Here is a 13,251-nt window from a genome sequence, read left to right as displayed (position 1 = left end):
CAATCCGGACACAAAGGCGAACGCTGGCGCTTCTCCAGAATCATTTGTCCACTACGCTGACTCCTAGTTCGCATTACTTCAATGAGTTTTCCCGCTTCGTGTTTGGGATGGAACTTTGTGTGGTCGTCTATTTCATATAGACGACCACAACCATTCATAAACATTAGTGCAGAATATAGTTAGTCTGCAGCGTGGACTCGTATACTCGTTCCGCTGTATAATTTAGGAAAACCTTGCGGAAGAGGTGAGTTCTGTGGACAATCATGATCATTCAAACTCGAATCATTCCCATTCGCATAGTCATCAAGAGAGCACCGATACGGGCTCCGGAGCGGATGTTCCGGTGTTTAATGATGTGACGTCGCACTATCAGAACATTATGGGTGTTCCGAGTAAGAAGGCGGATTTGAAGTCGATGCCGGGACCGGTCCGCTGGTTCGGTTATTTCTTTTATGCCGCGATTATCGCACTCGCTGCGATCTTCGTCGTATCTTATATCGTCAATCGTTGATCGTTCGCTGAATAGGCGGCGATTGTTTATATGCAAGAACAAGAACAGCCCCTCTGCCATATGGACAGGGGGCTGTTTGCACTACCTTTACTATGGCGTCATCGTCTCTCGGGAAGCGTCGATTGCGAAGTCGCTGAATGAGGAGAGGACGCTGTAGTATGTCTCTTTGTCCTCGATGCGAATGCCATTCGTCAATCGTTTGATCTCTTCCTCAGGCAGACTGCTTTCCATGAAGTTGACATCAAGTTGGTAAAAAGTACGAACCACCTTTTCTTTCTTAGGCGGTCCGTCATATAACGTTAGTCGGCCGGCACGATCGACACCAAATACTGCACGCTGTTTGCATGCTTCTGATAAATCGCTCACCCGCTCCTCCAGTACAAGTGATGGAATCGCTGCTGAGTCAGCGTTCAAGCGAACGAAGGACACAGTTGGTCGTTTAGCGATTTTGAGCGCACGATCTGTTGGAATCATACCTAGCGAACGATATTCTTCCCCGCATATATAGGTGCGGTGAATCCGAACGATCATTGGCTGCTTAATGGACAGGACAGCCTTCTCAAGCTTCTTCCATTGATCAGCAGTCTGTATGCTGCCGCTGTATGAGCCTGATGATAAACCAGGATCGGCTGCATCTGCTGTCGGAATCACACCTGCATTGAAACCAAACAAGACCATAACCAATATGCTTCCCAACGTCCACATTGGGCGACCATTGCGGCGAAGCTTACGTTTGAGCTGTTTCCATAGGCTGAATGCCCTCATGGCGAATATCCCCTTACATCCCTTTTTGCGTTATTGTGGCTTAATGCAAGGGAAATATTCACTCCTGCACAAAAAGAGACAGCGATCGCCGCTTTCGCGTACAATCGCTGTCTCCTGCACCTTAATTGTTAATCCAAGGCTTGCTGCTGCGTTTACGCTCCGACCGGGACGGGACACTGCGTACCGATACCTTCTTAACCGGTTTGCGTGGCGCGTTCCGTTTGACTGATTTACCGTTGCTAGCCGTATTGTTAACTTTAATGGAATCGAATTCGGATAGCTCTTCGCCATCCTCCTCGCCATTTTCTTCATCCTCACGTTTGTTGCAGCCACAATCTTTATCCTCTGCAGCTTGCTGTACAGGCCAAGTTGGATACGCGCCATAAGGCCAAGCCGATTGTCCGGCTGCGAACGGATCAACAGCGTTTGGCGAACCATAACCATAATAGTCTGCGCCTGCACCTGCAGGCGCTACAGAAGGCACGCCGTAACCATAATGGTCAAGGTTCGCTGGCGATACGAGCGGCGAGCCATAGCCCTGCTCTGGGCCCACGTTTGCTGGCGACACGAGTGGCGAGCCATAACCAAAGCCTGGGCCTACGTTCGCTGGCGATACGAGCGGCGAGCCGTAACCAAAGCCTGGGCCTACGTTCGCTGGCGATACGAGCGGCGAGCCATAGCCAAAGCCTGGGCCTACGTTCGCTGGCGATACGAGCGGCGAGCCATAGCCCTGCTCTGGGCCCACGTTTGCTGGCGACACGAGCGGCGAGCCATAGCCCTGCTCTGGGCCTACGTTCGCTGGCGATACGAGCGGCGAGCCATACCCAAAGCCTGGGCCTACGTTCGCTGGCGATACGAGCGGCGAGCCATAGCCCTGCTCTGGGCCCACGTTTGCTGGCGACACGAGCGGCGAGCCATAGCCCTGCTCTGGGCCCACGTTTGCTGGCGACACAAGCGGCGAGCCATAACCAAAGCCTGGGCCTACGTTCGCTGGCGATACAAGCGGTGAACCATAACCCTGCTCTGGGCCTACGTTTGCTGGCGACACGAGTGGAGAGCCATAGCCAAAGCCTGGGCCTACGTTCGCTGGCGATACAAGCGGCGAACCATAGCCTGGCTCTCGACCTGCGTTCGCTGGCGATACGAGCGACGAGTCATAACCAGAGCCTTGGCCTACGTTCGCTGGCGATACGAGCGGTGAACCATAGCCAAAACCTGGGCCCATGTTCGCAGGCGATACGAGCGGTGAGCCATAACCAAACTGCTCTGGGCTGACATTCGCTGGCGATACGAGCGGTGAACCATAGCCTTGTTCTGGGCCTATGTTCGCTGGCGATACAAGCGGCGAGCCATAGCCAAATTGCTCTGGGCTGACATTTGCCGGCGACACGAGCGGTGAGCCATAACCAAACTGCTCTGGGCTGACATTCGCTGGCGATACGAGCAGTGAACCATAGCCTTGCTCTGGGCCTACGTTTGCTGGCGACACGAGTGGCGAGCCATAGCCAAAGCCTGGGCCTACGTTCGCTGGCGACACTAGCGGTGAACCATAGCCATGTTCTGGGCCGATATTCGCTGGCGATACAAGCGGCGAGCCATAACCATGCTCTGCGCCGATATTCGCTGGCGATACAAGCGGCGAGCCATAACCATGCTCTGGGCCGATATTCGCTGGCGACACAAGCGGCGAGCCATAACCATGTTCTGGGCCGATATTCGCTGGCGACACAAGCGGCGAGCCATAACCATGTTCTGGGCCGATATTCGCTGGCGATACAAGCGGCAAGCCATAACCGTAATGCTCTGGACCGATATTCGCTGGCGATACAAGCGGCGAGCCATAACCGTAATGCTCCGTACCGATATTCGCTGGCGACACGAGCGGCGAGCCATAGCCATGGTGCTCGAAATGGGCTGGCGACACCTTCTCTGGCATATGCGGCACGCCATAGACGGCACCTGCCTCAACAGCTGGTATGCCGCATTGCTGGAACAACTGGACGTTCTGTTGATGATATTCAACATGAACGGGATACGGCTTCGGTACCGGCTTCTCTACCACAATTGGCGCTGGGGCTGGTGCAGGTGCTGGCGCAGGGGCAGGAAGCGGAACTGGTGCTTCAGGCACAGCTTCTGCAATCGGACCCGTTGGTGTCTTCTCAATTGGTGCAGTCGGAACTTTTCCCGTATTCTTTTTGCCCGGAATAATGCCAGTTGGAATTTTGCCTGCCAAGCCCTGTACGCTGTTCTTGATCGACGATGGGCTCATATGATGGCTGTGATGATGCGAACCAGACGATCCATGCGCATTCATCTGGTTGACGATACTCTCTGCATGCACATGCGTCTTCGGAATGTTCACAATATCGCCGGTCAGCAGAACATTCGGATTTTTCAGTTGCGGATTCGCTTTAATTAAGTCGTTCAGCGGAATCCCCCATGCCTTGGACAACTTCCACAACGTATCGCCCTGTTTCACAACATGCTGATGCATAATGTCTTCCCCTGCATGTGAGCCGTTCGAACCATGCCCGCCATGCGGGTTGGAAGGGACCTTCACCTTCATTCCAACTTCGATGACGTCAGGATTCGTAATGCCAGGATTCAGCTTCATAACTTCTTCAACGGATACGCCATATTTTTGTGCGAGCCCGAAAAGCGTATCGCCACTTTTGACAATATGGATTTTCACTCCCCGCAAGCCTCCATTCACGGTCTATATTGCGAGCGGCGCGAGACATTCGCCCACCAATCATTACATCCTATGCGCGTTATATGCCGATGTCCCCGTCCGTTAGAAAAAAAATTTGCATGAATCTCCTGCTAGTTCACCAATACAAAAAGCTCCTTCGGCAAAACGCCGAAAGAGCTTCGTTCAGGTTCTTACTTGTTATGCGCAGCTGCTTGATATGAGAAGCTTGGATAGGTACCCATTACTCGAACCTGGAAACCAATCGCCTCGATCTCTGCAATCGCGGATTGCAGAAGAATCGATTCCAACGACATATCGATGTCGATCAGGAAGTAATAAGTGCCCAGCTTCTTCTTCGTAGGCCGCGACTCGATCCGCGACAGATTAATGCGGCGCCAAGCCAATGCCGACAGCACTTGGTGCAGACCGCCTGGATAATCTTCTTGGCTCGATACAATAATCGTCGTCTTATGCTTGTCCGACGTCTTGCCTTGCAGCGGCTTCGGACCGATCAATAGAAATCGCGTGTAGTTGTTATCGTGATCCGTCACCGATTCTTGCAGCACATCCAGCCCATTATACTGTGCAGCCGTCTTCTGACCGATAGCAGCCCAGCCGAGGCCTGGATTATCGCGAACCAAACGGATCGCTTCCGTTGTGCTTCCAACATGTTCAAGCTCAGCATGCGGAATATGCTTCTTCAGAAACTGACGACATTGTGCCATTGCTACAGGGTGGCTCATTACTTTCACAATACGGCTATAATCCAGCTCGCCCGTTGATGTGCGATCCAGCTCTGCCTGACGGCCAATTAGATTCTGAATAGACGGATATACCCACTCTGCTTGAATCGGCAGATCCACATCATCAATCAGCAAATCCGTGTGCAGGCTTACCGAACCGTCAATCGTATTCTCGATCGGAATAACGCCGTAGTCCGAGCGACCTTCTGCCGTACTCGCGAACACTTCAGCAATCAGACGATGATAATGATATTCTACACCTTCGATATTGTCTAAAATGTAACGGGCTGCATCATCGGATGTCGAGCCTTGGGGCAATACGGCTACTCTCATTATGCACGCACCTCATTTCGAATCAGATCCATAAGCGGCGTCGTATCATGCTCTTCGAGCTTCGTCCACACTGCACCATGCTTATAAGGCGGGAGCCACATTGTCTCAGCCTCGATGCCTTCTGCAGCGAGCGTATCAAGAAGAAACCGTTCCAACTCCGCTTTGCTGCTCTCGCTGCTGCTGCCATCGACGAATGTAATAATCGTCGGACCGGCGCCGCTGAGTGCAGCACCAAGCGCTCCATGCTCGGAAGCATGCGCCAGAATATTGCTCATGCCAGGAATCAACGGTGCACGGTACGGTTGATGCAGACGATCGCGCATCGCTGTGCTAATAAGATCAAGACGTCCAGCGCTAAGCGCTGCTACAAGCAGAGAGCTGCGGCCGACGTTGAATACGGCATCTGCCATGTTCAGCGTCTTCGGCAGCGCATGGCGCGCTTTCTCCGTCGACAACTGGAACGATGGAATAACAACCAACGTCTCGAGTGAAGGATGCGGCTCAATTCTCACATGGTCCGCGCGTTCGCCATCCCATGCGGAGACGACGATGCCACCAAACAACGAGGCACCTACGTTATCAGGATGGCCTTCAAGCTTCGTAGCGATCTGGAACAGCTCATCCTCGCTCAGCGGCGAGCCGATAAGTGCATTCGCTGCTACCAGTGCGCCAATGATCGCCGATGCGCTGCTGCCAAGCCCCCGCGTCAGCGGAATGTCGCAATAGAGCGAGATCGACAGCTCGGGAACGGAGACTCCAGCCTCTTCGAATACAAGCTGCGCCACTTTATAGATCAGATTTGATTTATCCCCGGGAATATCCTGCATCCCTTTGCCATACGCCGTAATGGTCGTTTCATCTGCAGCCCGCATTTCAATCCATTCAAACAATGATAGCGCCATTCCTAACGTGTCAAAGCCCGGTCCTAGATTAGCCGTGCTTGCCGGAACTTTAACAAGAATTCGTGGTCCGTACATGTGTCCCCTCTTTTCAGCTTGTCTATCAGCATAGGATAAAAATAAAAACCGGCACGCCGCCAATTGGCGACGCCCGGTTGTAAAATTCGCCTGCGTTCTAGCCTTCGACGCGGTAAACGCTCTTCACTTGCCGAATTACATCGAGCGATTGGAAGGCGCCCAGCACTTGATTCATTGCAGCTTTATTCGCATCATGAGTAATAACGATAATTTCTGCTTCCGGGTTGTGAGGATTCGGCTGTTGAAGCACCGATTGCAAGCTTACCTCATGCTCTGCGAATACTTGCGTAATGCGTGCCAATACGCCGGCACGGTCCGCTACATGAAGCAGCAAGAAGTATTTGGAAGAGATCTGCTCATCCGTTTTGAGCTTCTTCTCCTTATAAGCCGTAACGCCTTGTTTGCCATTCACACCAAGCTTCAAGTTTTTCACAACTGCAACCAAGTCGGAAACAATAGAAGTTGCTGTTGGCAGTTCACCTGCACCTGCACCATAGAACATCGTCTCGCCAACCGCTTCACCATGTACGTAGACGGCGTTGAACACTCCGTTAACCGAAGCGATCGGGTGGCTGATCTTGACCATTGTCGGCTGTACGCTGACGCTAATATAGTCGTCCTGGCGCTCTGCGATACCGAGCAGCTTGAGCTCATAGCCAAGGCGTTTGGCATAGGCGATATCTTCTTGGCTGACCGACGAAATTCCTTTGACGCTAACATCCTCAAGCGCAACGTTAGCACGGAAGCCAAGCGTCGATAGAATCGTCATTTTGCGAGCGGCATCAAGACCTTCTACGTCCGAAGTCGGGTCCGCTTCCGCATAACCAAGCTGCTGCGCTTCCTTCAGCACGTCATCGTAAGAGGCGCCTTCCTTGCTCATCTTCGTCAAGATGTAGTTCGTCGTACCGTTCACGATGCCCATAATCTTCGTGATCCGATCGGAGGAGAAGCCTTCGATCAGCGTACGGATGATTGGAATGCCGCCCGCAACGCTTGCTTCATACAGAACGTCGCATTCGTTAGCACGTGCTGCGGCAATAATTTCTGGACCGTGCAGCGCCATCAAATCTTTGTTTGCCGTTACGACATGCTTCCCGCGCGACAGCGCCTCGAGAATGTACTGCTTCGTATCTGCGATACCGCCCATCACTTCAACGACAACATCGATCTCTGGATCTCGGATAATATCCCATGGATCTTCCGTCAGTTTATCCGCATCGATATGCAGCGCGCGCTGCTTCGATTTATTTTGTACAAGAATTTTCTCGATTACAATCGACGAGCCTACTTGGCTCTTCAAATCCTCTTGATGTCCCTCTACGATCCGCACAACGCCCGTTCCAACCGTTCCGAGTCCAAGCAAGCCTACTTTTACTGGTTTCATGCGTTACCTCCAACAACCGTTGATTTGCCATATAAGAATATAAAAGTTTACGAATATATTGAAAAAACAAAAACCTCAAAAGAAAGCTTATCACCCTTGCCCGATAACTGATGCTTTGCGGACGCCATCCAATCGGCGAATCCTCTCGAGCATCTCTGTCAATTGTTCTGTCATGTAAGAAGTATCAACCGATATGACGACATTGGCAAGCCCTTGGAGCGGAATGCTCTGATTGATCGTCAGCACATTGCCTTCAATTCCCGCTACTAGACCAAGCACTTTCGACAAAATACCAGAGCGATGCTCCAATTCCATCGATATCGTCACAATTCGCTCTCGATCCAACTCGCTCAGCGGAAATACGCCATCCTTATATTTGTAGAATGCGCTTCGACTAAGTCCTACCCGTTCCACAGCCTCGTGTACGGTAGCCGCTTCGCCCCGCTTCAGCATGTCCTTCACTTGAATTGTCTTTATGATCGCTTCCGGTAATATGTCCTCCCTGACGACATAATAACGTTCTGTCATTCATCGTCCTCCTGAAAAAGACAACTGTACACCTATAGCGGACATTATACGTGAATTTTGGAGTATCGGCAATAGGCAATTAGGGGCGCTGCCCCTAATGACCCCTTATTTAAAGTAATCTTAAAAATACTAATGATATATTTTCTTCTTATCTGAAGAGTTTCTACCCACCCAAACCCTCCCTGCAAGGGAGGGTTTGGGTGGGTAGAAACTCTGGACTCCTCACAAGGACTTTTCTTGATTATGCTGAACGTATGCACGCACTTGCCGCTTTGGCGGCAAGCTTTTGTTCGTATGGATCTAGATACGGTATATCGTTCGCACAGCTTGTTCGTTCGTGCCCAACGGTCACCGCCCATTGAAGATACTTATGATTAGATGCAGCATGATGCTGGATAGTTAGTTAGGTTCCTCAAATGAAAAAAGACGGTATATCGTTCGCACTGCTTGTTCGTTCGTGCCCAACGGTCACCGCCCATTGAAGATACTTATGATTAGATGCAGCATGATGCTGGATAGTTAGTTAGGTTCCTCAAATGAAAAAAGACGGTATATCGTTTGTGCCCAACTGTCACCGCCCATTGAGGATACTTATGATTAGATGCAGCATGATGCTGGATAGTTAGTTAGGTTCCTCAAATGAAAAAAGACGGGTTTCCCCGTCTTTCTAGAAATTATAGTCGCTGCCTTCGAAGAACTCGAATTGATAGTGCCCGATACGGCAAATATCGCCGTCTTTCGCGCCGATCTTGCGCAGCTCCTTGTCGACTCCGAGATTACGCAGAATGCGTGCGAAACGCATTACCGCATCGTACGAATTCAAGTTCGTACGTCTCATGAGACGTTCGATGCCTTCGCTCTCCACAACGAAAATCTCGTCCTCGCGGAATACGCGGAACTTGATTTGATCGCGCTCCTCGAACTTGTACACCTTGCGTTCCGCCAGCTCGCTTACTTCCTCGATCAGCGGCTGCTCCGGCACCGTCTCCAGCACTTCGGCAGCACGGTACAGAAGCTCTTGAACGCCTTGACGCGTCAGCGACGACATCGGCATAATTTCATACTTTTCGCCGCCCTCAATCTCAGCCAGCTGCTCCTTGAACAACTCCAGCTGCTCTTCAGCGCCTGGCATGTCCATTTTGTTCGCAGCAATAATCTGCGGCCGTTCGCTAAGCTTATCATTATATTGACGAAGCTCTGCATTGATCTTCACCCAGTCATCGAATGGATCGCGGCCTTCTGTGGCAGCCATATCGATGACATGAATTATGATCCGCGTCCGTTCGACGTGACGGAGAAACTCGTGGCCGAGACCAACGCCTTCACTTGCGCCTTCGATCAGACCAGGCAGGTCGGCCATTACGAAGTTGCGGCCATCACCAACGTCAACGACGCCCAAATTCGGCGTAATCGTCGTGAAATGATAAGCGCCAATCTTCGGCTTTGCACCCGATACGACCGACAGCAGCGTTGATTTGCCTACGCTCGGGAAACCGACGAGACCAACGTCTGCCATGACCTTCAGCTCAAGGACAACCCAACGCTCTTCGCCCTCTTCGCCATTCTCAGAAATGTCTGGAGCCGGATTGTTAGACGTTGCGAACCGCATATTACCGCGTCCGCCGCGTCCGCCGCGCGCAATAACAACTTCTTGTCCTTGACGCGTCATATCCGCAATAATTTCTTGCGTATCGTCATCGACGACAACCGTTCCTGGCGGAACACGTACGATCATATCGTCCGCATTCGCACCATGCATGCCTTTGACCTTACCCCGATCGCCCGGCTTGGCCTTAAAGTGCTTCTGATAACGGAAGTCTACAAGCGTCCGAAGGCCTTCATCAACGCGGAAAATAACGTTGCCGCCGCGTCCTCCGTCACCACCTGCTGGTCCCCCGTTCGGAACATACAGCTCACGCCGGTACGATACGATACCGTTACCGCCGTCGCCGCCTTTTACAAAAATCTTCGTTTTATCTACAAACATGTTGCTCTGGCCTCCGTTCAGCCACGCAGTTCAGCCTTGAGCAGCAGCCCACTGGGAGACTGCTCCGAACCGATTGGCTGCAGCGGCGAGTTTTTCAGCCGCTGTTTTATTTTGTGCATCGAACTATCGATGTCATTCCATTCTCCATCATAGCACAAGGCAGCATGCAGCGCCTTGTCGTCGCGCGACAGCCGAAGCGTTAAGTAAGCAGGATCACCGACGCTTGGCTTTACGCCGCTGCGATAAATATTCATAAGATCGATGAGTGCGACTGCAACAGCCTCCTTATCGATCGGAATTTCTTCGATGTCCAAGTCGCCATCGATGTCCACGACAAGCTGCAGCGAATTGGTCATCGTTCGGAACGATTGCAGATACATGACAAGCGCTGGCACACCCAGCTTAGCAATCCGGCTTTCTGCTGCCATACGATCTCGAACCCGTTCCACGTACTGTACAACTCGTTCCTGCTTGTTCATACGGATATAGCCGTATAACACCTGCAGTTCATTCATCCAATCATGACGATGATGGTTCAACGTACGAATTGCCGCAGTTTGAATCGCGCGTTCTATTGTGCTCTGACGCCTGCGATATTCATTCCGCTCGAGTCGAATCCATACGACAAGCACCATCACGGACCATGCGACGAAAGTCAATATCGGCCACCATGCCTTGTCCCAAATGAATAAACAAGCGATTGGGAGCAGCAGCGAAGCCGACACGTAAAGTTTTGCCGAACCGATCCGATTCATTCGCGATAAACCCACCTTTATATGTAGAGCGGTATATGCATCATAGTACGGATGATTTGCTAATATAGGCCGTTCGAGAACAGACCGTTACACTCATTTAAATCTGAAAAACCCGGCCTGTGACTTCAGGCCGGGCTCTTGTTGAAGCGATATTATTCGACTGCTGCAGCAACAGCAGCTGCTTCAGCAACAGGGTATACGCTAACTTTCTTACGGTCGCGACCCCAACGTTCGAATTTAACGACGCCTTCGACCAGAGCGAACAGCGTATCGTCTTTACCGATGCCTACATTGTTACCTGGGTGAATTTTCGTTCCGCGTTGACGGAAGAGAATGCTGCCCGCAGTAACTTGTTGGCCGTCTGCGCGTTTAGCGCCCAGACGCTTCGAGTGGCTATCGCGTCCGTTCTTCGTCGAGCCTACGCCCTTCTTGGATGCGAATAACTGAAGATCCAATTTCAACATGGTGGTTTCCCTCCTTTATTGTACGAATTGCTCTTGAATGGCAACATACTTCCCGTACGATTGCCGTATCGAATCGATCATGACCGCCATACCTTCAAGCAGCAGCTGCACCCGTTCATCGACGGACGAATCATCCTGAGCCGGAATATCCGAGCTCACGAAACCGTTCCGCATCGATGCCGGCAGCGTTACGCCCGCAACTGCCTCTATCGCATTGACCGTTCCAACGGTAACTGCAGAAACGCCTGCACAGACAATGTCTTGACCGTGCTTCGCGTAATGCGCATGTCCGGAAACTTCGAACGATACGATACGACGGTCAGTGGCGTTCCGCACGATCGTGACCGTAATCATCGATCAAATCCGATTACGCTTGGATTTTTTCAATCGTCACTTTCGTGTACGGTTGACGGTGGCCTTGTTTACGACGGTAGTTTTTCTTCGCTTTGTATTTGTAAACGATGATTTTTTTACCGCGGCCTTGCTTCTCGACTTTAGCAGAAACCGATGCTCCGGCTACAACCGGCGTTCCTGCAACGAGAGCGTCGCCTTTGGATACGGCAAGAACGCGATCGAAAGTGATGCTTTCGCCTGCGCCAGCTTCGAGTTTCTCGATGTAAAGAACATCGCCCTCTTGGACTTTGTATTGCTTGCCGCCCGTTTCAATAATTGCGTACATGGATGGTGCACCTCCTTATTAGTGAAGACTCGCCTGATGGCAGGTGGCATGCGCAGGAGCGCCTGCACTTGATAGACCTGATCGGAGCGGTACCTTGTGTATGCAAGACATATGCAAAACATACACCCGACTAGTATAGCATGCCCATTAGGCGAATTCAACGTTTTTCGTACAAAAGTCCGCGCCCGCCGCAGCTGCCACATGTTGTAATCGCGGAAGGCAGCGACTTCAAACGTGATTTCTTGCGTGTGATCTCCAGCAAACCAAGCCTTGTCCAGCCTACAACGGTGCAGCGACTGCGGTCCATGCGAGTCAGCGCCTCCAACTGCTGCGATATGCGCTGACGGTTCGCTTCGATCTCCATATCAATGAAATCAACAATAATGATGCCGCCTGTATCTCGGATGCGCAGCAGTCTGGCAATAAGCTCGGCCGCTTCCGCATTCGTTCGAAACATCGTTTCCTCTAGATTGTCACTGCCGATAAATCGCCCTGTATTCACATCGATGACCGTCAGCGCTTCCGTCTCGTCCCATACAATATAGCCCCCGCTGGCAAGCTGAATCGTTCGGGAGAGCGCCTTCTCCGCTTGATGGCTAATGCCGAATTGTTCGAACAGATCGCCTGCCGTGCTGTGGCATCGCACAAGATTGGTCCTGCCTGGCGCCATTGTGCCTACAAGAGAGCATACCTGCTCATACAGCTGCTGATCGCTTACGAGCACTTCATCAATATCGGCTGCCAGCATGTCGCGGACAACCCGGTGCACCAGCCCCGCCTCAAGATGAAGCACTGCCGGCGCTTTCTTGTTCACTGCTTGTCCAGTAAGCGCCTGCCACAATTCGCGCAGTACGGCTGCGTCATCGGCAAGAGCCTCATCCGGCACTCCGTCTGCCGCAGTACGCATAATGACGCCTTCCTCAGGCTGCCGAATCCGCTCGCCTGCAATTCGTAGTCGCTCGCGTTCCTGCTCGTCGCCAATTTTGCGAGATACGCCCACATATGCCGCCTCCGGCATATAGACCAGCCATCTGCCCGGCAGCGAAATGTGTGTTGTGACGCGCGCGCCTTTCCCGCCGCCTGGTTCTCTCACTACTTGCACGACCAGCTCTTGTCCCGGCCGCAGCACATCGCGAATTGACGGTTTGTCAGCCGCCTGCTTCTCTCTCTTCTCAAGGTTCGGGTGCAGCACATCGTCGATGTAAAGAAACGCATTTTTCGACAAACCGATATCAAGAAAAGCTGCCTGCATACCAGGCAGCACATTCATTACTTTGCCTTTATAAATATTGCCCATCACCGCTCCTGGCTGCATTCGCCCTGGCTGCTCTGGATCATGAAGTTGTGAGACGTAATCGACCAAAATCCCGTTATCGAGCACCGCTGCATAGAGACCATCCATGCTGCTATGCATAAGCAATTGCTTCAAATGT

General features: G+C 51.9%; 13 protein-coding genes. 1 reads left to right on the top strand and 12 read right to left on the bottom strand.

The features are described from left to right. Positions 1–253 precede the first annotated feature (253 nt). A complete protein-coding gene (locus H8B09_RS03385) occupies positions 254–511 on the top strand; it encodes a hypothetical protein (protein ID WP_191202046.1) in 258 nt (85 codons plus the stop codon). Positions 512–601: 90 nt separating this feature from the next. Here H8B09_RS03385 and H8B09_RS03380 read toward each other — a convergent pair whose 3' ends face one another. From H8B09_RS03380 to H8B09_RS03325, 12 genes are all read right to left on the bottom strand, one after another. Beyond that, the gene (locus H8B09_RS03380) at positions 602–1,276 is read right to left on the bottom strand and encodes a BofC C-terminal domain-containing protein (RefSeq protein WP_191202045.1); all 675 of its coding nucleotides are present in this window, start codon (positions 1,274–1,276) and stop codon (positions 602–604) included. Between the two features lie 121 nt (positions 1,277–1,397). Continuing rightward, positions 1,398–3,968, bottom strand: a complete 2,571-nt coding sequence (locus H8B09_RS03375; RefSeq protein WP_191202044.1) for a LysM peptidoglycan-binding domain-containing protein — start codon at positions 3,966–3,968, stop codon at positions 1,398–1,400. A gap of 191 nt (positions 3,969–4,159) precedes the next feature. Continuing rightward, entirely contained in the window at positions 4,160–5,047 is an 888-nt protein-coding gene (gene pheA / locus H8B09_RS03370; protein ID WP_191202782.1) for a prephenate dehydratase, read from the bottom strand. Beyond that, a complete protein-coding gene (thrB, locus tag H8B09_RS03365; RefSeq protein WP_191202043.1) occupies positions 5,044–6,021 on the bottom strand; it encodes a homoserine kinase in 978 nt (325 codons plus the stop codon). The genes pheA and thrB overlap by 4 nt, the downstream gene beginning before the upstream one ends. A 97-nt stretch (positions 6,022–6,118) precedes the next feature. Beyond that, a complete protein-coding gene (locus H8B09_RS03360) occupies positions 6,119–7,405 on the bottom strand; it encodes a homoserine dehydrogenase (RefSeq protein ID WP_191202042.1) in 1,287 nt (428 codons plus the stop codon). A gap of 90 nt (positions 7,406–7,495) precedes the next feature. Further along, positions 7,496–7,933, bottom strand: a complete 438-nt coding sequence (thrR, locus tag H8B09_RS03355; protein ID WP_191202041.1) for a transcriptional regulator ThrR — start codon at positions 7,931–7,933, stop codon at positions 7,496–7,498. Between the two features lie 667 nt (positions 7,934–8,600). Beyond that, positions 8,601–9,920, bottom strand: coding sequence for a GTPase ObgE (obgE, locus tag H8B09_RS03350; protein WP_191202040.1), 1,320 nt, complete (start codon positions 9,918–9,920; stop codon positions 8,601–8,603). Positions 9,921–9,937: 17 nt separating this feature from the next. After that, positions 9,938–10,675 carry a Spo0B domain-containing protein gene (locus tag H8B09_RS03345; RefSeq protein ID WP_191202039.1) on the bottom strand — a complete coding sequence of 246 codons (738 nt, stop codon included), beginning with the start codon at positions 10,673–10,675 and terminating at the stop codon, positions 9,938–9,940. A gap of 152 nt (positions 10,676–10,827) precedes the next feature. Continuing rightward, positions 10,828–11,139 carry a 50S ribosomal protein L27 gene (gene rpmA / locus H8B09_RS03340; RefSeq protein ID WP_191202038.1) on the bottom strand — a complete coding sequence of 104 codons (312 nt, stop codon included), beginning with the start codon at positions 11,137–11,139 and terminating at the stop codon, positions 10,828–10,830. Positions 11,140–11,154: 15 nt separating this feature from the next. Beyond that, on the bottom strand, positions 11,155–11,493 hold the full coding sequence (locus H8B09_RS03335) for a ribosomal-processing cysteine protease Prp (protein WP_191202037.1): 339 nt from the start codon (positions 11,491–11,493) through the stop codon (positions 11,155–11,157). Between the two features lie 13 nt (positions 11,494–11,506). Next, entirely contained in the window at positions 11,507–11,818 is a 312-nt protein-coding gene (gene rplU / locus H8B09_RS03330) for a 50S ribosomal protein L21 (protein ID WP_110047210.1), read from the bottom strand. A gap of 157 nt (positions 11,819–11,975) precedes the next feature. After that, positions 11,976–13,247, bottom strand: coding sequence for an Rne/Rng family ribonuclease (locus H8B09_RS03325; RefSeq protein ID WP_224753227.1), 1,272 nt, complete (start codon positions 13,245–13,247; stop codon positions 11,976–11,978). Between the last annotated feature and the right edge of the window lie 4 nt (positions 13,248–13,251).

This window comes from Paenibacillus terricola, assembly GCF_014779765.1.
Classification (GTDB): domain Bacteria; phylum Bacillota; class Bacilli; order Paenibacillales; family Paenibacillaceae; genus Paenibacillus_T; species Paenibacillus_T terricola.
Note: the sequence above shows the minus strand (reverse complement) of the source record. Positions and strands in the feature narration are given on the sequence as shown.